18 protein-coding genes are annotated in these 21,709 nt (G+C 39.2%); 2 read left to right on the top strand and 16 right to left on the bottom strand.

The genetic code is table 11. The annotated features are described in order from the left end of the window. The first annotated feature begins 76 nt into the window (after positions 1-76). Entirely contained in the window at positions 77-1,561 is a 1,485-nt protein-coding gene (locus tag GVK91_RS00235) for a DHA2 family efflux MFS transporter permease subunit (RefSeq protein WP_200845509.1), read from the top strand. An 11-nt stretch (positions 1,562-1,572) separates the two neighbouring features. Here the strand turns inward: GVK91_RS00235 and GVK91_RS00230 are convergent, their stop codons facing one another. The 7 genes from GVK91_RS00230 to GVK91_RS00200 all read right to left on the bottom strand — a co-directional run bounded on the left by GVK91_RS00230 (position 1,573) and on the right by GVK91_RS00200 (position 8,469). Then, positions 1,573-2,379: an AraC family transcriptional regulator gene (locus tag GVK91_RS00230; RefSeq protein WP_159726325.1), complete on the bottom strand. Its 807-nt coding sequence runs from the start codon at positions 2,377-2,379 to the stop codon at positions 1,573-1,575. A 62-nt stretch (positions 2,380-2,441) separates the two neighbouring features. Next, complete coding sequence (locus tag GVK91_RS00225) at positions 2,442-3,857, bottom strand: aldehyde dehydrogenase family protein (RefSeq protein ID WP_159726323.1); 1,416 nt, start codon at positions 3,855-3,857, stop codon at positions 2,442-2,444. A 279-nt stretch (positions 3,858-4,136) separates the two neighbouring features. After that, positions 4,137-4,598 carry a hypothetical protein gene (locus GVK91_RS00220; protein ID WP_159726321.1) on the bottom strand — a complete coding sequence of 154 codons (462 nt, stop codon included), beginning with the start codon at positions 4,596-4,598 and terminating at the stop codon, positions 4,137-4,139. A gap of 315 nt (positions 4,599-4,913) precedes the next feature. Then, on the bottom strand, positions 4,914-5,579 hold the full coding sequence (locus tag GVK91_RS00215; RefSeq protein WP_159726319.1) for a BON domain-containing protein: 666 nt from the start codon (positions 5,577-5,579) through the stop codon (positions 4,914-4,916). Positions 5,580-5,700: 121 nt separating this feature from the next. Beyond that, complete coding sequence (locus GVK91_RS00210; protein ID WP_159726317.1) at positions 5,701-6,261, bottom strand: AraC family transcriptional regulator; 561 nt, start codon at positions 6,259-6,261, stop codon at positions 5,701-5,703. A 231-nt stretch (positions 6,262-6,492) separates the two neighbouring features. Next, positions 6,493-6,921, bottom strand: a complete 429-nt coding sequence (locus GVK91_RS00205; protein ID WP_159726315.1) for an Hsp20/alpha crystallin family protein — start codon at positions 6,919-6,921, stop codon at positions 6,493-6,495. A 168-nt stretch (positions 6,922-7,089) separates the two neighbouring features. Beyond that, complete coding sequence (locus GVK91_RS00200; RefSeq protein WP_159726313.1) at positions 7,090-8,469, bottom strand: L,D-transpeptidase family protein; 1,380 nt, start codon at positions 8,467-8,469, stop codon at positions 7,090-7,092. Between the two features lie 212 nt (positions 8,470-8,681). Here GVK91_RS00200 and GVK91_RS00195 point away from each other — a divergent pair, with 212 nt between their 5' ends. Continuing rightward, complete coding sequence (locus GVK91_RS00195; protein ID WP_159726311.1) at positions 8,682-9,617, top strand: 1-phosphofructokinase family hexose kinase; 936 nt, start codon at positions 8,682-8,684, stop codon at positions 9,615-9,617. A 567-nt stretch (positions 9,618-10,184) separates the two neighbouring features. Here the strand turns inward: GVK91_RS00195 and GVK91_RS00190 are convergent. The 9 genes from GVK91_RS00190 to GVK91_RS00150 all read right to left on the bottom strand — a co-directional run bounded on the left by GVK91_RS00190 (position 10,185) and on the right by GVK91_RS00150 (position 21,706). Further along, on the bottom strand, positions 10,185-10,679 hold the full coding sequence (locus GVK91_RS00190; RefSeq protein WP_159726309.1) for a hypothetical protein: 495 nt from the start codon (positions 10,677-10,679) through the stop codon (positions 10,185-10,187). 66 nt (positions 10,680-10,745) lie between these two features. Continuing rightward, positions 10,746-11,240 (bottom strand): hypothetical protein, encoded by a 495-nt coding sequence (locus GVK91_RS00185; protein WP_159726307.1) that lies wholly within the window; start codon positions 11,238-11,240, stop codon positions 10,746-10,748. 176 nt (positions 11,241-11,416) lie between these two features. After that, positions 11,417-11,896 (bottom strand): hypothetical protein, encoded by a 480-nt coding sequence (locus tag GVK91_RS00180; RefSeq protein ID WP_159726305.1) that lies wholly within the window; start codon positions 11,894-11,896, stop codon positions 11,417-11,419. A gap of 13 nt (positions 11,897-11,909) precedes the next feature. Then, positions 11,910-12,392: a hypothetical protein gene (locus tag GVK91_RS00175; protein ID WP_159726303.1), complete on the bottom strand. Its 483-nt coding sequence runs from the start codon at positions 12,390-12,392 to the stop codon at positions 11,910-11,912. A 43-nt stretch (positions 12,393-12,435) separates the two neighbouring features. Next, entirely contained in the window at positions 12,436-18,900 is a 6,465-nt protein-coding gene (locus tag GVK91_RS00170; protein ID WP_159726301.1) for an FG-GAP-like repeat-containing protein, read from the bottom strand. A 1-nt stretch (position 18,901) separates the two neighbouring features. Next, positions 18,902-19,411 carry a hypothetical protein gene (locus GVK91_RS00165; protein WP_159726299.1) on the bottom strand — a complete coding sequence of 170 codons (510 nt, stop codon included), beginning with the start codon at positions 19,409-19,411 and terminating at the stop codon, positions 18,902-18,904. A 210-nt stretch (positions 19,412-19,621) separates the two neighbouring features. Continuing rightward, a complete protein-coding gene (locus GVK91_RS00160) occupies positions 19,622-20,599 on the bottom strand; it encodes a helix-turn-helix transcriptional regulator (RefSeq protein ID WP_159726297.1) in 978 nt (325 codons plus the stop codon). A 692-nt stretch (positions 20,600-21,291) separates the two neighbouring features. Next, positions 21,292-21,462 carry a hypothetical protein gene (locus GVK91_RS00155; protein ID WP_159726295.1) on the bottom strand — a complete coding sequence of 57 codons (171 nt, stop codon included), beginning with the start codon at positions 21,460-21,462 and terminating at the stop codon, positions 21,292-21,294. Further along, complete coding sequence (locus GVK91_RS00150) at positions 21,449-21,706, bottom strand: hypothetical protein (RefSeq protein WP_159726293.1); 258 nt, start codon at positions 21,704-21,706, stop codon at positions 21,449-21,451. The genes GVK91_RS00155 and GVK91_RS00150 overlap by 14 nt, the downstream gene beginning before the upstream one ends. Between the last annotated feature and the right edge of the window lie 3 nt (positions 21,707-21,709).

Below are 21,709 nucleotides of genomic sequence, written 5' to 3'. Positions count from 1 at the left end.
TTAATATTATAAATTCTTTTCTTCGGTTCTTCGGAAAACACATACGCGGACATGTTGGACATTTAATTGCCTTTAAATGACTTTTCTTTTTTACGATAGGCTTACTTTTGTCGCAAATGTTTCCCGTTCGGGATTTAAGAAGAGCAAGATGAAGAAAGAATCGCGCATCATATCGCTCATTGTTGGTGGCACTTTACTTATGGAGATGCTCGACACCACAGCGATATCGACGGCCTTACCCAAAATGGCACATGATTTTGAGAGTGATGTTGTACACCTCAGTGCAGGTATTACCTCTTACACCGTCATGTTAGCTGTATTTATTCCAATCAGCGGCTGGATTGCCGACCGCTACGGCGCAAAAAAGGTTTTCAATATAGCGATTATCGGATTTATACTTTCTTCGATCGCATGTGGACTGAGTACCAACCTAACATCTTTCGTCATTGCGCGTATTTGCCAGGGTACTGCCGGAGCCCTCATGGTACCGGTGGGACGTCTCATTGTGCTCAAGCACACCGAAAAGAGAGATCTAGTCGAAGCGATCGGTTATATTGCTTGGGCCGGATTGTTAGGCCCTATTATCGGCCCAGTGCTGGGTGGATTTTTTACAACCTATTTTAGCTGGCACTGGATTTTCTTTATCAATATACCCGTCGGCATATTTGCGTTGTGGGCCGTGCATCAATTTATTCCAGCGATGGATTCCGAAAATAGCCGTCCGCTTGATATTATCGGTTTTTTTATCAGCGGTATCGGTCTTGCCGGCATTATGTTGGGGACTGAAATGATCGGCGCAGCCCAAGGCGATTATACAAAGCCAGCTGCGACCATTGTGGCAAGCTTTGCGCTGATGGCCGTTTCAATCTGGCACTCCAAACGTATCAAGTATCCGTTGATTGATTATAGTATTCTGAACGTAAAAACCTTCCGGGTTACGGTATATTCAGGCTCCATCACCCGTATGGTGATCAATGTTGCTCCTTTTATATTGCCCCTTATGTTACAGCTGGGTTTTGGACTGAGCCCCTTTCATGCCGGACTCCTCTATATGGCCAACATGTTCGGTAGTATGAGTATGAAACCGGTAGCCATGTGGATAACACGGCGGTATGATTTCCGCAAGGTCCTAATCGGCAACGGGATTATTTTAACACTGGTAACCGCCGGACTTTCCCTGCTTTCCATACAAACGCCGATCTGGCTTGTGGCGATTGTATTCTTTTTCTCGGGCCTTACACGCTCGCTCCAATTTACAAGTCTAAATACCCTGGCCTACGCAGACGTGCCAAACGAACAGATGAGCAATGCAAATACACTGTATAATACGGCACAACAAATGGCACTTGGTATGGGTATCGCCCTAGGTGCAGTGACACTACACCTGGCAAGCAGTTATTATCAGGATACGGTTTATCAGATGCGGGATTTTAGTTTGGCATTGCAGTTAATTGCTGTCTTATCACTGCTATCCTTGATCGAGTATTTCAAAATTAAACCAAGTGACGGAGCCAATTTAAGGGGTATATCAATAAAGAAAGAAGTTCAGAACGCCGCTTAGTTCTCTAAATGTTAGGTAGGCTTTTCGGTATTAGGTAGGCTTTTCGGACTGTAGCCAAACTGTTTCTTAAAAGCATGGGAAAAATGCGACAGATCTTCAAAGCCCAGATCAACAAAGATATCCGAAGCAGACCGCTTTTCTTCCTTTAGCAGATAATGTGCCTCATCCAGTCTTTTTTTCAGAATCCACTGGTGCGGCGAGGTTTGAAAAACTTTCTCAAAATCGCGTTTGAAAGTAGCAAGGCTCCTGCCTGTTAGACGGGCAAAACGCTCTAAATTGACGTTATACCTGTAGTTCTGATTCATAAAGGCCTCAAGGTCTATTTTATGCGGTTCAGAAAAATCAAACAGGATATTTTTGAGCGCTGGTTTCGTCTGAAGGAGGATTAGTAAAAGTTCCTTGATTTTCAGGTCGGTGAGTGATTTATTATTCAAATTACTTTGAAGAAGGGCCTTCAGCGACACGATAAAATTTTCGAGAACCGCATTGACATCAATTTTAACCAGCGCTTCCGTTACGGTTGAATGTTCGGATCTCAGCTGATACTCATGCGCAAAATTCTTTAGCGTTTCGTCGCTCAAATAGATATTTAGACTTTCACAGGCGCCGTTTGGTGGCGGAATTTTTGCAAATTTCACCAGCTGGTTCTTTCTGATGAGATGAAAATCGCCCGGATGCGCAGTATGCTTGTCTTTATTGTCGGACAACATAAAACTTCCCGACAGCTGATATGAAATCGTATGCTGAGCCACAAAATTTTCCCCTTTTCTGCTCACCTGGTGGTAACAGGAATAGACAATATCCGAATTTTCTATCATAAGACTATCGATCAAGACAAAGCGCCGTTCGTACGACAACGCTTTGTCAAATGTATAAAAATTTAGCTTAGTACGGCTTTGATTTCAAGGTAAGGTTGCAAACCATATACGCCATATTCCCGTCCAATACCCGACTGCTTGAATCCGCCAAACGGAACCAATGGGTCGTGACTGAATCCATTGATACAGATCCGCCCAGCATCGATCTCTTCGGCCACACGTTTTGCCCTTTCGCTATCCGCCGATGAGATGTAGGCAGCTAGTCCATAAGGCGTATCATTGGCAATTTCTATGGCTTCCGCTTCGGTTTGATAAGGAATAATACACAAAACGGGACCAAAAATTTCTTCCCGGGCAATGGTCATCGCATTGCTGACATTTGTAAAAATGGTGGCTTTCACAAAATTACCCTCCTCCAGGCCTTCAGGTTTTCCCAATCCGCCGGTCAACAAGATTGCCCCTTCCTCAATTCCCGTTTTTATATACTGCTGTACTTTATCAAACTGCTTCACGCTCACCATCGGTCCGATGTTGGTATCGGCATTTTGTGGCAGGCCGACAACCAGACTTTCTGCAGTGGCCTTTGCTAGGGCATTTACCCGATCGAGCTTATGTTGCGGCACCAGGAGTCTTGTCGGCGCTATACAGGCCTGCCCGCTGTTCATATAAGCGCCGTATACGGCCATCGGAATTGCTTTATCGAGGTCTGCATCATCCAGTATAATATTCGGCGATTTTCCACCCAGTTCGAGCGTAATGCGTTTCATGGTATCGACCGCCCGTTTAGCGATGGATTTTCCTACGGCTGTAGAACCTGTAAATGAAATTTTGGCAATTCCGGGATTCTCGGTAAGTTCCGTGCCCACTACATTTCCGAGACCTGTTACCACATTGATAACACCTTTTGGTAAACCGGCTTCGTGAAAAGCTTCCATGAGCACATTCGTCTGCAAAGCACTCATTTCACTGGGTTTGACGACTACGGTACATCCTGCTGCGATTGCGGTAGCGACTTTACTGGCCACCGAACTGTTACTGGCATTCCAGGGCGTAATAATCGCGACAACACCGACAGGCTGAAATCGCACCGATGCGGCGTTAATTGTCCGTTCAAATTCAAAGGTGTTAAGCACTTCGATCATGCTGTCAAACCAGGCTCCGGTATGTGCGTTGCTCATGGTGACAAATTGATGTGTTCCGCCGTACTCTTCAATCATCGCATCTATAAAATCCTGCCTTCTCTTTTCAATCGCAGTTTTCAGTTTTGTTAAATAACCGATACGTTCCGAAACGGTGGATTTTGAAAATGTTCGGAAGGCAGCTTTTGCTGCTGCAATGGCATTTTTTGTGTCGGTTACATCTGCTAAAGTGACTTCACCAATCTTTTGATTCGTAGACGGATTGATGAGGTCATAAATTTCCATTCCGTGCGGGCTTACAAATTCCCCGTTGCTATAAATCGTATTGACTGTTTTCATTTTGTTATTATTTATAGCACAAATTTAGCAGTACCCTTTTTATTCAACTTGGTAAAAAAGCTCAATTATACTTTGCAAAAAAGCTCAGGTCCCACAAAAGGTACATAGTCGGTCAGAGAAATAATGCAACGTTTTTGTATTGTACCGGTTTGGTCTTTATCATAACGGGATTTATCAGTTCAGTGGTATAAGTTCTCATCGTCGGGTGCGCGACGATTACAGCTATTTTTTCTTTAGCTCTTTCTGCCCGGAGTTATTTTTTGTCATCTTTAACCGGAGTTATTTTTTGTCATCTTTAAAAAGCTGATCGACAGATTTTCCGAGTTTATCAATATCATTTTTCACATCTTTTTTAAACTGTTCATTTTCTTGTAATGTCATATCTTTAGCATGTTGCATATCGTTGTCGAATGCTACATTCTTTTGGCGAATTTTCTCCTTCAATCTTGCGATTTCAATTTTTAATTTGTTATAATCGTCATCGAGCTTAGCCCTATCTTTCGAATTTGCCTTGGCCAACTTAGCCTGTAGATTCAAAAGGTCATTGTCCATTTTCGCAATAGCACTGTCAGACTCCAGTTTAAATCGGTGCCAGACTGCTATTCTTTTTGTTTTAACCGTATCGGAGCCAGTCTCGATATCTTTGGTTTCTTGTTTTACCATTGTGGCTCGCCTGTCGGCGGACTGATTGCACCCCAATAAGGTCATTATGGCAATCAGAAATAGTGTTAAAGTTTTCATTTTCTTAAATAGAATAATTTTTGCAAAGGATTTAATAGCGTACACAGCTCAAATAAAAAACGGCATGATACCATTAGAGGTGTTTCCTTTACCGATCATAAAAGAATATCGTAGACAAGAGATAGGATGAGTGCCGCACTTTTAGTAAAGTAGTTCAAAAACACTAGTGGATAGCATGAAACATCAAGTTAACTGTTGTTGAACAATATACTTAAAAGCATCTCGCTTACGGATGCTCTTAAATATAGTTGCATTTAGTATTATGTATATATGGTGGCTCTTTTCTATTGGATTGTTCTTGTAAACAATCTCTTATTAACTAAAGGCATATTCATAATCAATAGAAAGCTCGTTATTCACTTCCCATATACCGGGGGTGTTCCATGCGATCCGTTCTGCCTCTTCTTTTTGATACCAGGAATTTACTTTTCCACTTAAGGTTACCGTGCTGCCTGATACCATCACAAGGAGATTACTACCGTCAATAGCGCTTCTTTTTAAAGCATCTTCAATATCTTTTTTCTCAATCGCGCTGTTCGTATCGGATTTAACCTTTATATTATTGGTTACTCCTTTGATACCCATAAGGTAAATTACAGCATTTTTAGCCGCTTCCCGTTGATAATTCCATTGCAGTTCACCATCCAATGTGACCCATCCATTTTCAATTTTAATCCCGATTTTGTCTTTCGGAACTAGCCAGGCAGTCCGCAAAGAAGCCAACACCTCATTTGCGATTTCAGCATCCGTTTTTGCCCAGTTAGTTGGAAATTGAACTTCAATATTTTCAATCAATGCCCGCACGCCATGAACTCTTTTTGCGGCATTTTCAGCTTCCAGTTTTTTTGCATAACTGTCCACATAACCAGCGAGAGAAACAATTCCCTCATCAACCGTAACAGCGATTTCCGCTAAATGCAACTGGGGTTCCCATTGGATTGCCCGCTCGACATCTCTCTGCAATTCTGCATCTGTTTTCATCAGCTTAAAATTTACGAAACAACTAGATTATTGCTTCCTAATAAAGTTCTGATTAATAAAACAATATAGGTTATACAATTCGCATGGATTGTTGTATAATTGGTAGGTAGACTGAGGAGTATTAAAGATCTTCTAGGTTTGTTCGCTTTCTTAGTGGAAGCTTTTTGAAAAATGTAGGTGTCAGCCCCGTGACCTGCTTAAACTGCCTGGAGAGATGCGATACACTCGAATAATGAAGCTGGTATGATATTTCTGTGAGGTTCAATTCCCCGTAAAGGATCAATTCCTTAATTTTTTCTACTTTATGCAGTATGATAAAATGTTCGATCGTGATCCCCTTTGTTTTGGAGAATATCTCGGCCAGATAATGATAGTTTTTTTTTAGCCTGTCACTCAATAAAGTCGAAAAATTAACTTCCGGGACTTCTTTGGAATAATGGATCATTTCGACAATAATACTGATTATCCGTTCGATCAATTCGGCTCTCTTGTCGTAGAGCAATTCCAGCCCCGATCGATGCAATGCTTCCTGGAGCTTTAGTTTGATATTTTCAGAAATAGGCTGTGCTAATCTGACTTCGCCCAATTCAATTGATGTATAGACTATCCCCAATTTGTCAAGTTCGGATTTTACCATCATTTTACAACGACGGCTCACCATATTTTGAATGATAATCTTCATGTCTGTTGGTCCAATAGGACAAATAATAAATAGGCTAAATTATCTATCACAAAAACAAAGTAGCTATAAAACAAACATGTTTGCCTGGCAATTTGTTTCAAAATATTTATGAGACAAACATCGACTAACTTTTGGTACCCTTCTCCAATATTTTAAGATATTCCAAAAAATCAGAAAATAGGTACCTTAAAAGAATAAATACTCATGTGTTTCTATATCAATCAGTTTAATTCATCGGATTTTGATGTCTTTTATCTCTGGTTCCTCCGCATTAGCTTTATTAATGGTAATGTTTAGCAATCCGTCTTTATAAGTGGCTTTTATACGATCCAGGGTAGCATTATCCGGTAAGCGGAAGCTACGGGAGAATGAATTCGCGAAGAATTCTTTCCTTACATAATTTTCGTTTTCTTCTTTTTTCTCAACATTGTGCTCCGCACTGATAATCAGTGACCGATCCTCGACTGCCACCCTAAAATCTCTTTTTTTAAATCCGGGGGCTGAAACTCTTAGTTTATAAACACCACTTTTTTCAATGATATTTATCGTTGGTTGCATTTTTTCCAGTGCATCTGTGAGTTCGTTTTCACTCCAAAAATCTTCTATCTGCGATACAAGTGAAGATTGAACTGGTTGATCGGGGGTTTCTGTGGTTTTCATAATGAGTTTGTTTTATGGTTTTATACCTTAAATTTAGATCTATAAAAATTTTCAGATCATGATCACTGCTATCTTTTACGACGATCATTATCATTTTTGACTAAGCAGTAATCTTTTTATTTTAGACATAGCTCATATAAGCTGCGATGTTATGCTGTCCTCATTCCGTTATCTATTTTGATTAAATTTGCCTTCCAGCGATCTGTCAAATTGGTAAATATCTGTGTACAAAATAAGCTTTCCGTTTTCTATAAGGCAGGTCAGGTACGTAATTATAATAGGCACGGGCTCACTCAGCACAAAATCTCTCTTTTCGTAAGATAGTATTGCGTTTTCCAGCTCTGAAACTTTATATTCTGAACCATCGTAAGCCAATAGCATGGCGGCAAGACGATCCGCATTTTCCACACGTACACAGCCATGGCTGAGCGCCCTTTTCTCGCGATCAAAAAATTGTTTCTGAGCGGTATCATGCAGGTATACGGCATAGGGATTTTCAAATCTAAAGACAACGGCACCCAATGCGTTGTCCTGACCCGAGGATTGCCTTACACTATAATTATTAGGACTGTTGTTGATCTGTCTCAATTTTGATGCATTCACGGTGACTTTATTACCTGATCCGTCATAGATCGAATAATTATGATCAGCTAGGTAGCTCCTATCTTTCATCATTTCGGGTAGCATTTCCTTACGGAAAATACTTTGCGGAACTCGCCAGTCTGGTGCCGTTGAAAAATAACTGATTTCACTTTCCAAAACAGGTGTTTTTGTTGTTGACTTTCCTACCACAACCTTAAAGCCGAACATCTCGTCCCCCTGATGTAGCTCCAATGTATATGAAGGGATATTGACCATAATATAGTAGGCACTTTGCGTATTGATCCATCTCAGGCGTTCCATATTTATGATGATCTTGCCCATTTCGGTCGGAGAAACAATACGATCATTTGCCGTGTGTACACGATCTAGATAAGTCTGAAGATCACTATAGGCTTTTAAATTAGGCTGTGCCTTAAGTATTGCTCCTTGGAAATCCGTGTGCATTCGCGCTGTCGATAATATTTCATCTGCACAAAATCCATTGATCCTGCTGGTATCAATCTGAGTTTTTTGGTATAATGGATTATATTTTCCAAAGTGAAGGTCATTAATAAAGGTAATTAGGCCATCTGTGAGCAGTATATCAAAGAGCGTTCTTTCCTTCTGATTTTTTTCGGAGGGAAAATCTGCCCATTGTTCTAATTTTTCCAAAGAAAGTGCTTCTAGATGGTAATCGGACAGTGACAGTCCATAATGATCAGCCTTCGTCAGCAGTAAGAGCGCTATTTTCGATTGTTCTTGCCTTTGCCGACTATCTGTCCAATGATATCCTGAATAATTATCCGTATAGAACCTGAAAACCGATTTTGGATAATTCAGCTTGGAAAGATATGTATTGTTCTCTAGCGCTGCAGTAATTTCTGCACCTATGTTGACATCCTGTGCGCAGATCGCAGTGCAGAAAATAGAGAAAAAAATAACTACGAAATACTTAACCGCTTTCATGATATCTAATTTTTTGTTTAAAATTTCGACATCCACCCACCCCTATCTCCGAATTTGTGTTAGGATGGCTAAACCTTCGAAGTGATCGAATAGCATAAACAAAGTTCTGATTTATAATCTATTATAGGTTATATAATATCAACTATTTTTTATATAATTGGTAGTATTCAAAAGGCAGTAAAGTGAATATACTACAGTTATAACGTAAGCAAATGGCAAAATCTATTTTAACAATCACCCTGAATCCATCCGTAGACAAGAGTACGAGCGTACAACATATCGTTCCTGAAAAGAAATTACGCTGTGAAAAACCTATATACCAGCCTGGTGGCGGAGGAATCAACGTATCTCGTGCCCTGAAAAGACTTGGTCTGGCTTCAACAGCTCTTTTTACATCCGGTGGAAAGACAGGCAGTATGCTCGAAAGCTTGTTGAAGCTGGAAGATATTGCTATAGATCCAATCCGGGTGAATGGCGAGACCCGCGAAAATTTTATCGTGGTCGACAGCTCCACCAATCAGCAATATCGGTTCGGGTTTCCAGGAGCACAGTTTGAATCCAACGAACTGGAGGGGATTAGGACTTCGATTGAGGAACTAACGTATATTCCGGATTTTGTCGTTATCAGCGGTAGTATTCCGACTGGGGTACCGCCCGAATTTATACGATCACTGATCAATACGTACAAAACGAAGGGCAGTAAAATAGTTATTGATACATCTGGCGATGCACTTCGCCTTGCATTGGAGGAAGGTGTCTTTTTGATCAAACCGAATGCCGGCGAGCTCGCTGCGCTTGTGGGAAAAGAAGAGTTGGGGCATTCCGATCTGGATATGGCCGCCCAGCAGCTAATTTCGCAGGGGAAGGCTACGCTAATCGTGGTCTCTCTGGGTGCCCAGGGCGCTATATTGTATTCAGAAACAGAAAGAATCCAGCTGCCTTCCCCACTGGTCAAGGTACGCAGTACGGTGGGCGCTGGTGACAGTATGGTTGCTGGAATGGTTTCTGTCTTAGCCCAACAAGGAGATCTGGAACATGTCCTTCAAATGGGAATCGCCTGTGGCTCGGCCACGACGATGGCGGAGGGAACTGGGCTATTCGCCAAGAAAGATGTGGATCGGCTATTTTCGGAAATGAAGAGAAAATAAAAATTGAGGATTTTGCCTTACAAATGAAGATGTTGCTTTACAACAAGGCGCACAATCTCGTGCGCCTTTTTGTTCTACTCATCTGTTCCGTTTACCCAATTTCGCCAATAACCTACTTGTAGCGAAACTGACCAGGGTACCCAAGGCAGCCGTCAGGGCGGTCTGCAATACATCCCCCAGCGAGATGCTGGCCCAAATGGAACAGAAGGATGCGGGCGATTATTTTTATTCTGCTACCGTTCCGGTACAATCCGAATAATTGCTTTATCTGACTCATTCGTTTTGATTTTCCAGCCATCAGTGATCCGAATTGTTTGATCGCTAAGTAACAAAAACTACTTGCTAAGCAGCAAAAACGCTTCATGAGGTCTAATAAATTCGAGAGCGCAAGGATCGTCGGGGCCACAGATGGAGACTGAAGAGTAATTTTCGAGCACCAGATCACGGCCAGAGGGAAAAACTCAAAAAATTCTGTGTCAGGGACGGAATATATTATATCCGGCCCCCGAAGAAAACGAACTGGCCGCGCAGCAATAGTGGCAAAATTATACCTGCAAAAAGCCTAATTTAGAATATAAATCTATTTCTCCCTGGAGCTAAAACGCATTCTACTGCCTCTTCAAACAATGGCTTACCCTGACATAAAATAAGGTTGCTCTTAGGAAAGATAAATGGTATGCTATCATTACCCCACCCCTCTCTTGTTCTGATCGGAAATTTTAAAGGTTCACCTGCCTTTAGAATGAAAGGCTTACTAGAAAACGCCTCAACTTTATCAAGTATGGCTGAAGATTCAAAATATTTTTCATTAATCTCTGTTAACTCTTTCAACCATTCCTTGAGATTTACTATTTTGATACCATCCCTATTTGAAATTATCTTAAAATCCACATTATTTATTTGCAAAATACCAGCACTAATTTCTATTTCACAATTACTGTTGGTAGTTGCCAGGAATTTTCTTTGACCATTTATGTTAATATATCTATATGGCTCACAGGATAAAATAAATGATGTGGTAACAACGACGTAGATAGCCAGAATTAATTGTCGAGTACTCATATTTATTAATTTTTATTATTTCAATTCGTGATCCATCAGGCACGTCTAATAAAAACAGAAAGAGAGCTAAAAGATAAACCTCATCTTGCCAATTTCTAAGGATAATGTTTTTGTTTCTGAAAAAAAAGGACTTCCATTGACTAGCATATTACTATTTTTTGGAAAAATAAAGTTTAGTCTTCCTCTATCCCAGGTGCTTGAACTTTTTACAAGGTCGAATCTTAAGATTTGACCTTTCGAAATTAAAACTTTACGATTTGATACCACAATCTTACTACTTAATTGAATTGCCCCAGAATCCAATCCATTGGCTCTTGTTAAATTATCTATCCACTCATCAACATTGTTTATTTCAAGATTACATCCTTTAGGACTTAATTCAAAAATAAGGAACGCCTCTCTTATAAAATGTAACTCTATCTCCAGCTTACATTCTGAATTAGTATCTAATAGAATACGACGTTCTCCATTAATAAGGACAGATTTATTAGCTTCACACGAAAGCAATGTTCCAAAGATTAAAATAGAGATGACTTTAAATATCAATAATCTATCTTTCATGACTGGGTATCTTGTTTATTATCTCAAAGGAGTTGGATTAAAAGGCCGTCTCTCACGATAATCGCAAAAATATTTTTGAAATTGTTATTCGAATGTTTCTATTATATGATTTCCCTCAATTTAAGTTTCTGAAAACGTTCAGCCATTGAAATCAGTCCATGAAATTGTATTTATTCTTAATAACTTCTTGGCCCCACTTTAACTTTCCCAACCTTCAAAATGATTTTTACAGTATCTGAAATCAAAGGGGAATCATTGCAAAGCAGAAATTTATTTGGAGGGATTATAAATTCAATATCTTTTTTAAGGTCATTGTAATCTTTCAATTGAGCCTGAAATAAAAATCTTCCCTTATCATCTAACATTACAGTGTCTTTATCTCTATAGAATGGGAAAAAGTCAGAAAAGGCCTTATTATTTGCTTCAATGACCGGAACAAGATATTTTACATTCTCGACCTTGATAAAAGAGTTTTCATTTAAAAATATGAAGCTAAATCGAGTACCGTGTGAGTTTTCAACTATCAATTTTGCATTACAGCCTACATCTTTTTTCAGAATTAACTCTTTTTTGCCATTTATGGCTACAGACCATATAGGATCACAGGAAATAAAAACTATTAGGGACATAAATGCCAATATTCTTAAACCTTTCATATCGCCATTCGATCTAAAAAAAATTCTTCTTTTTCCCGACTTTTAACGAGAAGGTAACAGAATCTTGAAAAAGAAACTGATTGTTGCAGAAAACATTATCACTTTTAGGGATAATAAATTTTACCTCTCTATTTGACAAAAAATTTTTAGGAACCATAGAAAAACTAATAGATTCGTTTTTCTTTATACTAAATAATTTTTTGCCTTCATTTGCAATATCGAAACTATAGAAATCATTATTATTTGCTATCTCTAGTTCTTTCAACCAACTTTCAGAATCAATAAATTTAATTGAACAGTCTTTTGCCGTAATAGTAAAAATTATTCGCCTAACTGATACATCAAATGCCTCTATCTCGACTCCGCAACAAGAATTATGTTGATAAATTAGCTTATTTTTGTCGTTTAATAGGATATACCTTGATACTTCACATGATGAAAAACATAGAAGTATAAAAAAAAATATTACAAATGGGTAGTGTTGGAATTTATTCATCTTTAAGTCGCTATTTATATTATAAGTTTTGAGAACTATTATATTAGAACGGAAATGGTCTGTTTTCACTAAAGCTATTTACTACTTTTCGTGCATCATTTTCTAAAGTACCCGGAGTTCTGTACGCGCCATCAAATCCGAATTTAAAAGCTTCTGAAATTATCCTGCCATAAAATCTAGCAAAACCAAGTTGTTTCTGTTGAAGATAATGAAAGCTTTCTTCAATGCCAACTTCAGCTCTATATTTGGAATCATATTGATTACTGCCATAGGCATTTCTTCCAAGAGATATACCAGTTCCATTTAACCAATCAGCCAGTCCACCACTTCTATGAATTGGTCTATCGTTCCCATGAGGAATATAACTATCATCAAAGCTCATTGCAGGCCCCATAACTCCGATATTGAACAAAGTATTTGAAAATCCGCCAATTGCACCACCTATAGCACTATTCAAAATTATGTTTTTATCTTCATTTCCCAAAACTTTTTGAACAGCTCCTGAAGTTGCCCCGGTCAATGCTCCTTTTCCTGCGGAATAAGACAATTCCAAAAGTGAATTCTTAACACCAGTTCCAAAGCCCGACCCTTTTATAGGATTGAATTTAGGTATTGCGGAACCAACAAGGCCACCAGCAACCATTCCTGCAACTGAGGCAAGATTTATTTCTCCCCCATACATCGATGTTGTTACCACTGAGCTTACTGTCTGAGAAAGCATATTATAACCAAATGTATTACCAAAAGATCCCAAAAGGCCGGATGAGCCAATCGCACTTACTCCTCCACCGATGGCGCCGCCAATTGCACCCATAGCAAGGGAACTTCCAAATCCGCTCCAGCTCCAGTCACCGGTTATTGCGGCATTTATTGAATATGCTGCTGCGCCAACGCCGGCTCCAATTATAGCTCCCCAAATAATACCAGCGAGGATAGGAATACCAAAAAGTACTTCTCCATTAGGATCAACATAGATCAGTGGGTTATTCAATGCATAGGCAAATCTATTATAGTTCTGTGTATTAAAAGGATCTTGCACATTACCATCCGGAGAAAGGAACCGTGCCATCCTTGCGTCATATAGCCTACCGTTCATATGGATCAATCCAACGCTTAAAAGGTGTTCGTGCCCTGTAAATCCTCTGTCTAAGATTGCAAACGTAGTAAGGTTATTGTTGCTTCCATCAGTAAGTTTCACAATATTTCCCCATGCATCAAATTGCCTTTTTTCAACGATTCCTCCACTTTGGTTTGTTATCATGACAATACTTCCCAAATAATCACGGTGCAGGTAGTATAAAGCCCCGGCTACCGGTACACTCCCTTTCGACTCTTTCCAGATAGCTGGTGCTGAGTAAGCATTGCCACCAAGGTATAGGATAAAGGAGACCTGACCTGTCTGCGTATCATGGATTATCTCAGAACTGCCGTCTCCAGCATAATGCTTCCGAAATCTTCTTAACATTTTATCAGCCTGAACACCACCATAGAACATATTAGCCCTGCCAAGTGAAGAATTATACTGGAAACTAATTCGATCAATTCCAGTTTCACTGATTTCAATAGGCGATTTAAATGCATTGAAGCTGACATCCTGTGGAGTTCTGGCTTGATAGTATGCACTCGCAGATGTATTTAATGTCAGATCCTGTTGTTTATAACTGACTCCGCTATAGCTATATGTTCCTTGTCTGGTATTTTGCGTAATTCTTCCCCTAGCATCATATTGTTGGCTCTGACTTCCATTATTGTCATTGAATGTGGTCAACCTATCTACATTGTCATACCCAAAAGATTCAGACCAGCTAAATGCGCTATTCGTTCTAGCTGTAGGAAACTCTCTCTGGACATTAAACGTTGTTCCTAAGGTCATTAGTGTAGTTGGAGTCCCAGAGGTACGATATAATCTACGTTGCTGTGGAAACCCATAGGTGTCATATTTTAATGAGGTTCTCGAAACTCCCTGGGTAGCAGCTGTCAACTCTCCGCGAAGACTAAGCGAGTCCACCCGCCATAAAATATGCCCCCCGTCGGGAGTTACGGGAAGGTTCAGCTGTTGTCTAAGACCATTCTGGTATTGTGTTAATACTGACTTTTCGACGGATGTAGATGTCGGCTTATGTGTGGCCTTGACCTTCGTATTATTTACTCTTCCAAAAGCATCATATAGAAATGTTCTGCTGAACTGCGCATACGAATTATCTTCGGTCTGGGATGAAAGGCGTTTGTATGTGTCATAAACATAAGCATCGGTCGAATTGTTACCATCTCCATTTACCAATGCCACTTGTGCCAGCAGTTTTGATGTCGGGTCATAAGTATATGTCCATTGCATATTCGTTCCGGTACCTGTAAAATTTCTGGTCGACAGTTTCCCAGCCTGGTCATATACAAATTGCGATTGGCCCAATGGCGAGGTTTCCTGTTTCACCTGTCCCCACCCATCATAAGTATATTGGTAAGTCCCCGCACTTGGATCTATTAGTTTTGTTTTTTGTCCCCAACCATCCTGTTCAATTGTTTGGGTACTCCCCCCAAAATCAGCAGTTTTGAGATTACCGTTTGCAAAATAAGTATAGGTAACTGTTCCACCTGGATCTTGTAGGCTTGTGACCATATCGAAAGCATTCCGGGAAGTTGTAACGGCTTTTACGCCATCATTAACGGTCATATTCAATCCACTGTAACTATATGTTTGAACCTTTCCCGTATATTTTGTAGATTGATAGATGCGTCCATAACTATCAAATGACAATGTGTTCCAAAGGGTATAATTACCTGGCTGCGAAAGTTCACTAACCTGATATTCTCTTCCATATACATCATATTTCCAAGACCGGCCCTCAAAAGTCCCAAGAACAGTTTTATCACGCTGTTCTATTTTCTGGCCAAGCTGATCTATCGTGGTAATTGACGAAGAACCGTCATCTCCTGTCGCTGTAATGATAGTGTTAAACATATCCTTGGTATAGGTATTTGTTTTAACTTTTCCTAAGTAATCAGCTGTGGTTTTGATCCTGCTCCAGCTATCCAAAGTGTAAGCGGTATTTCTATTATATTTATCGGTATATGAAGTTAGCATCCCAGAGACAGAACTATTTACAAAGCTCTCAAATAACCCATCTGGATCAGTATATTTTGTCTTAAATCTTCCTGTTGCTTCATACACCATAGTTTCGGTACGTGAACCGTCTGCCGGAGTAGTTGTAATACGTTTTGTTATATTACCAAAGGCATCATAAGTTAAAGCCTGAGTAATAAATGATGTGTTATGTCCTTTGTTTTTTACCTGTGTTGGGAGATAACCGGTATATACAAGCTGTTTTTCTGCTGTATAGATCTCTGTGCCAACCTGTGTTGTGTCTTTTCGATTAGTCAGCCGCCCGATATAATAAGTTGTTCCGGTACTATTTGCATACGTTTGGGCTGAACTTTCTGATCCCTGTCCGTTAACATCAGTTTTATGATAGGTAACGTTGTAATATCCATCATAAGTGAAGCGTTGGTTCCTATAAGTCCCTAAAAGTTTGTCCTTCAATGAAAAGGCAATAGGTACATTGACAAAAGTTTTGTTAGTCAATATGCTTGTCTGATAGATATGGTCTTCCCTACTGATATAATCGCTGAGGGTAGCTCCATCAGGGGCCCCTCCCGCAGGAGGGGGATTGCTTACAGCCATATTCTTAATTGCATTGTTTATATAGCTATTCTTGGAGACAAAGGTGCGAAGATTTGCGCCGCGCAATTGTGGACTCTGAATGCCGATAGTGTAAGTACGATTAACGTCAGATGCACCTGTATGCACATTGCTCCGGATATTTTCACCGAATCCAAGAAATCCCAGGCCGTCAGCATTTGTGACTGCATTCGCATAACCAAACGTCTGTAAACCGATCTGTCCTGCTGCATCTCTTGCAATCGCACTGGTAACGTATAACTGGGGAGCAAAATGAATGTCTATATAAGGGAATGTTTGGTTATAAGAAGAATTGTAAAGTGGTAGACCATTTCCACTTGCACCTTCCATCAATCTTGCGTAGTCAATGTAATGATTTACACCATCTTGAAAAATTGTTGTTAAATGTCCTTCTTTCATCATATCCTTGTCAGAGCGGAACAATGAAATTGCATTATCACTTATATAACCATATTCAAGATTAGGATTTTGCTGGTCAGGGTTTAAGAATATCGGTATGGGATTGTGCCGAACAGTTGTACTCCTATTACTGGAAACCGAATTTCCGTAAACCGGCCTGTTACTAATATCCATTCCAGTATTATGATATATAGTTACAGCAATGTTCCCTGTCGCAGTTGAATTATAGGTTGTCGTTGCGCTGAATATAATATCCGTTTTCCCATCACCATTTACATCGGTTGGGACCAATACATATTGCTTCATGGTATTTGAGCCATCCCATGTATTTTGAGTGTGTGTAAAAGGTTCATTCTTTTCGTGCTTAATAAACCCTTTCCCTGTACACATGAAGGTTGCAAAAAGATTATTATATCCAGTTGCGAACATGATATCCATTTTTCCATCGCCGTTAAAATCTCCTAACAGAATTGGTTTATTAGGGTCATTAGTTATTCTGGAATCGGATGTTTGCCATAACAGTTCAAAGGAATTGTTGTCGTTGAGCGTATATACAAACATTCTTCCATATTCTAGATGCAAAATATCGGTCTTTCCATCGCCATTAAAATCTGCCGTGTAGAGTTTGTCCCCATATACAAATGAAGAATACAGCATTCCGACCTGATTCCAACCGGAAGGAGTACGGCGATCCATATTGACAAACACCACAACAGATCCTGAATTTCCATATACCTTTACACAGGGCGGATCACCGCCCGCGTCACGATACTCATCCACTATAACCTGCTGATCTCTTCCGATCATCATTATGTCTGTTAAACCGTCACCATTAAAATCCCCGGAAACAAATTCAAAGTTATTTGGAACTCCTTCATGGTCTTGGCGATCACATTCGGAATAATATCCTCCTGCCAAAGGGAGGCCGTCGATGGACTTAGAATATTGATAATAGACAGGAACTACAGTACCAGAAGAATACATATCGAATTTATAGCTGTTGGCTCCGTTATTCTTAAGTAAAAGCATTCCTTGTCCTGGCAGGATCTTGTTTTCATGGCTCAACCATGTCGCAGGAAATATATCTAAAAAATAACCTGTATTTACCTCATACCCAAGTTGCATATAAGGTGATCCAGGATCCAGGTCATAAAATGCATAAAATTTGTTAGGTGACTGCAAACCTACTTTAGGATAAAGCAAAAAATCCATACTACCATTGCCTGTAAAATCACCAGATATTACTTTAGAATTATTACTGGCAATTCCTGTCAGGCTTAAATTGGAAATTACCTGTGAGGTCATCATGTTTGTCGTGTTATCATATTCAAACCTGATAGGGGCGAAAGCATTCAACTCGCTACCATCAAATTCCTGTATCTCAGTCATTCGATCATAATCGAGGGTACTTACTGTAGAATAAGTTGGAATATAATGTCTATAATTGGTGCCATTTGCAACAATGCTGATCTTACTGATCCTTTTATCTGAATAAAAACCTGTGCCAGCAACATAATTCTGTTCAGCCCTGCTAGCTGCACCATAGCTGAATTCTATCCTATTTAGGGCAGTTCCTGTTCCTCGACTTCCATATAAGACTTTACTAATAAAAAGATTATTATTAAAGGTTGTATACTCATAACTGATACGGACTCCCTGTGAATTTTCCATATAGGTGAGACCATATTGGAGCCTAGAACTTGAATTTGCATTTTGACCGTAAAAGGCTTTTGTACCGTTTGGATAAAACACTTCGAAATATGCTGGACCAAAAGAGGCCCCAAAAGATGATACCCCTCTTGAAACTATCTTTATATTGGAATACTGCTCGGTCTGATATTCGGCACCGTCACCACCATAAGATCCACTCTTTAACAGCAGTCTCTGACCATCCAAAGAAAATCTATCATTTAGATCAAAATTAACACCTCCAACCCGACCATCCGAATACTTGGCTGCTCCAACTCTAGAAATAGAAGATAATCCAAAAACATTCCAGCCATATCCAGCAGTGCCCCGGCTACTCTGACTATTGTAGATTAAGCCTAATTCTGGCACAAACCCATCAATACCTGGGGGAATTATAAAGGGTATAGTATAGTTTGTCGATCCAGTTGCAGATACATCTAAATTGACCTCTGTTCTTCCTGGACTTAAGGTCGCCGCTAAAGTTTGCAGACCCGATTTTGAAACTTTTATTGATGAAGAGGAATCTGACACTATTGTTTTAAGGGTATCTATTGAGAACTTTGAAGGGAAAGTTGCATTAACCTTAACGATCGACTCCAATAAATTCAAATTTGACGAATTACTTTTATTTAAACCTAATGTATCGGTTTGGATTCTGTTCTGTGAAATACAATCAATAGTGATCACACAAAATAACGACAATAAAAATATCAATCTTTTCATGTTAGGCCTCCTTTACTTTTTCTATAATTAGCTCTACCCACTTATCATCTCCAACCGAAATACGAAGGAGATAGATTCCGGCCATAAGTTGATTTGTAGGAAATTCAACGTAATCTTCCTTTTTAAAGGATTCAATAGCCACTTTATTTTTATCTCCGAAATTCACTAGTGAGAGAATTGGAAAAGCATTTTTACTTAGATCAGCTGAATGGATCTTTATTACTTTTTCTTTTCTGTTGAGGTAGAGGCTATAACCATTCCCAATTTCTATTATATCAGGTTTTAACCTGTCTCTAGAGGCAACGCTATCAGAATTTAAAACACTAAGCGTGGGGCAATTAATACATATCCATAACCTTTTTGTTTGATTGCCAGACGCATCGAAAGTGAAGGTGAGTTTTTGTGAGAATGCATGCGTAGAAAATGTCATCAAAATGGAAACAAGAAAGAAAATGATGAAGCTCCATGCTCTCCAAGGGAGGCTGATATTGATAATAGACTTCTTTTTCATAATTCATTGATTTATGTTCTCAAAGAATCCGAATACACAGAAAGATTTATCTGCAAAAAACTATGAGATGTTATAATCTAAATTAACTTCAAATTATATCACTATTCAGACAAAAAAATATTTTTTATACAGTATTTGACCGAATTGTGCTAAACAATGAAGACTGGTGAGTTTTATTATAAAAACAGTTAGTTAACAGATAATGAAGATCTATTGTGGCCCTTTTAAACTGTATCTTTTTGGGGTGATAGCGTATTTTTTCTTGAACAGCCTACAGAAATAATTGGGACTAGCAAAACCACACTGTTCTGAAATCTCTTTGACAGAAAGTCCCCTTTTGATAAGTAGAATCTTTGAATGTTCAAGACGTTGATCTGTAACAAAATCAATGATTGTCTTTTTTTCAAGTTTAAAAAATAGTCTTCGCAGCGTTCGCTCTGTTATGAAGTAACGTTTACATAAAACCTCAATATCGGTTATCTCCTGAGAAAGGCAGCCTGATTTTAGATACCCTTTTATTTCATGTATTTTTTCGGAGTTGGACATTTCAGAGAGATGGATCCGGTAATCTTGAGCCCGATCATAGATCCTTAAAATTTTCTTGATCATCGGAAGGAGGGTCATTTCGAGATCAATATTGTCCAGTGTAGGTAAATGCCATATATTGATGAGTTCTTTTGCAAGTGATCGACTCATGAAAAGCTTCTCCATATACGATACTGAAACATTACTTTTTAGGCAAAAAGATAAAAATTTAGAAAGGTTAGGTAGAGCAGATGCCTTTCGTTGTATCCATTCTATGCGTAAGGATATATAAAGAATAATATTGCAACCCGGCTTAAACGTGTTTCTATAAATACCTCGATCGCTGAAAGTTCCATAATATGTTCCCCTTCCTGGACAGTTTAGGATATTTCCTTCAGGGGTACTGAATTCAGCTTCACCCTCAAACATGAAGAACATAAAGAGGGATGGCTCTAACACCTCACAATGAACTGTGTGCTGACTTTCAGAATTGAACTCGATAAGCTCCATGAAGTACAAAAAATTACTGTAATATTGAAACATAACATTTCCATCAGCAAATTCATGACATAAAGAATCGGCAAAAGGAATTTTGAAGGTAATGTTGTCTGTTAGTGATTTACTGCTTTTGTAAATTTCTAATGAATCTAGATTAAATTTCATAGACCTTTCCATACCTTATTTGAAACATATCGCCGTATAAATTAATTTTATATTACAATTTAATCTATTTCTCACTAATATTCACCATAATTTTGTTAATTAATTATCGTTACTAATTCAAGCTGCTCTTTTCAATATAAGCCTATTTTAGTATTAGATTATATCTGAAAAGAATAATTGATATAGATAAAAAGACATTTAGAGATCCGTTAAATGACATTTAGATAGATTAGAGGAATCAGAAAGTGCTTTTTTTGTTTCTGGGGCACAGGAAGTACCAAAAACAACACCAAGGTTAAAATCCAGCACAAGCTTCCGTGTTCAAGCATTTCTAACCCACCAAACTCCATGTTACTTTTAGGAATTAGTTCAAGATAATTCAATTTGACAAATGCTGCATTTTAAGGTTTTTTTATGTTACACAACGAAATTTGTTAAAAATTTAGCACGACTTAACAAACCTAAAAAAATACTACAAAATCGACACTTATTTGTATTTATTGAAACTCAAATCTCTAAATACCAATCACTAACACTTTCTTTATCGGAACTTGTCGGTGAATTGAGCTGCGGAAAGATGTGGATCGGCTGTTTTCGGAAATGAAGAGAAAATAAAAATTGAGGATTTTGCCTTACAAATGAAGATGTTGCTTACAACAAGGCGCACAATCTCGTGCGCCTTGTTGTTCTACTCATCTGTTCCGTTTACCCAATTTCGCCAATAACCTACTTGTAGCGAAACTGACCAGGGTACCCAAGGCAGCCGTCAGGGCGGTCTGCAATACATCCCCCAGCGAGATGCTGGCCCAAATGGAACAGATCGTACCACCGATGGCCGAGACGCGGATATCATTCACTTTCATCCATCGCGCTCCTTTCTACGGTATTTTCTGCTCCATGTTTAACGGCCCCATTATCCATGCCACCCGCCGAAGGTTCCTTATCGTCTACCTCCGGATGTGACTTAGCCTCATCCAATACCGTTTCTACAATACCAAGCCCCAAGGCTAGGTATTTTAATACATTCCCCACCTTACCCGGCAGCTTAACAGGTGCCGCCAACAGCAGCTGCAGCACCTGTCCTACTTTATTAAAGATCTTTTTCATGCT

The sequence above is a fragment of the Sphingobacterium sp. 18053 genome (assembly GCF_902706145.1).
Lineage (GTDB): Bacteria > Bacteroidota > Bacteroidia > Sphingobacteriales > Sphingobacteriaceae > Sphingobacterium > Sphingobacterium paramultivorum.
Note: the sequence above shows the minus strand (reverse complement) of the source record. Positions and strands in the feature narration are given on the sequence as shown.

What these genes read in the sequence shown, in the direction of transcription:
- GVK91_RS00200 (WP_159726313.1), bottom strand. Translation starts at nt 8,469, where the DNA reads ATGAAAGCGGTTAAGTATTTCGTAGTTATTTTTTTCTCTATTTTCTGC.
- GVK91_RS00160 (WP_159726297.1), bottom strand. Translation starts at nt 20,599, where the DNA reads ATGAAATTTAATCTAGATTCATTAGAAATTTACAAAAGCAGTAAATCA.
- GVK91_RS00230 (WP_159726325.1), bottom strand. Translation starts at nt 2,379, where the DNA reads ATGATAGAAAATTCGGATATTGTCTATTCCTGTTACCACCAGGTGAGC.
- GVK91_RS00150 (WP_159726293.1), bottom strand. Translation starts at nt 21,706, where the DNA reads ATGAAAAAGATCTTTAATAAAGTAGGACAGGTGCTGCAGCTGCTGTTG.
- GVK91_RS00190 (WP_159726309.1), bottom strand. Translation starts at nt 10,679, where the DNA reads ATGAGTACTCGACAATTAATTCTGGCTATCTACGTCGTTGTTACCACA.
- GVK91_RS00195 (WP_159726311.1), top strand. Translation starts at nt 8,682, where the DNA reads ATGGCAAAATCTATTTTAACAATCACCCTGAATCCATCCGTAGACAAG.
- GVK91_RS00175 (WP_159726303.1), bottom strand. Translation starts at nt 12,392, where the DNA reads ATGAATAAATTCCAACACTACCCATTTGTAATATTTTTTTTTATACTT.
- GVK91_RS00180 (WP_159726305.1), bottom strand. Translation starts at nt 11,896, where the DNA reads ATGAAAGGTTTAAGAATATTGGCATTTATGTCCCTAATAGTTTTTATT.
- GVK91_RS00220 (WP_159726321.1), bottom strand. Translation starts at nt 4,598, where the DNA reads ATGAAAACTTTAACACTATTTCTGATTGCCATAATGACCTTATTGGGG.
- GVK91_RS00210 (WP_159726317.1), bottom strand. Translation starts at nt 6,261, where the DNA reads ATGAAGATTATCATTCAAAATATGGTGAGCCGTCGTTGTAAAATGATG.
- GVK91_RS00165 (WP_159726299.1), bottom strand. Translation starts at nt 19,411, where the DNA reads ATGAAAAAGAAGTCTATTATCAATATCAGCCTCCCTTGGAGAGCATGG.
- GVK91_RS00185 (WP_159726307.1), bottom strand. Translation starts at nt 11,240, where the DNA reads ATGAAAGATAGATTATTGATATTTAAAGTCATCTCTATTTTAATCTTT.
- GVK91_RS00225 (WP_159726323.1), bottom strand. Translation starts at nt 3,857, where the DNA reads ATGAAAACAGTCAATACGATTTATAGCAACGGGGAATTTGTAAGCCCG.
- GVK91_RS00215 (WP_159726319.1), bottom strand. Translation starts at nt 5,579, where the DNA reads ATGAAAACAGATGCAGAATTGCAGAGAGATGTCGAGCGGGCAATCCAA.
- GVK91_RS00235 (WP_200845509.1), top strand. Translation starts at nt 77, where the DNA reads ATGACTTTTCTTTTTTACGATAGGCTTACTTTTGTCGCAAATGTTTCC.
- GVK91_RS00205 (WP_159726315.1), bottom strand. Translation starts at nt 6,921, where the DNA reads ATGAAAACCACAGAAACCCCCGATCAACCAGTTCAATCTTCACTTGTA.
- GVK91_RS00170 (WP_159726301.1), bottom strand. Translation starts at nt 18,900, where the DNA reads ATGAAAAGATTGATATTTTTATTGTCGTTATTTTGTGTGATCACTATT.
- GVK91_RS00155 (WP_159726295.1), bottom strand. Translation starts at nt 21,462, where the DNA reads ATGAAAGTGAATGATATCCGCGTCTCGGCCATCGGTGGTACGATCTGT.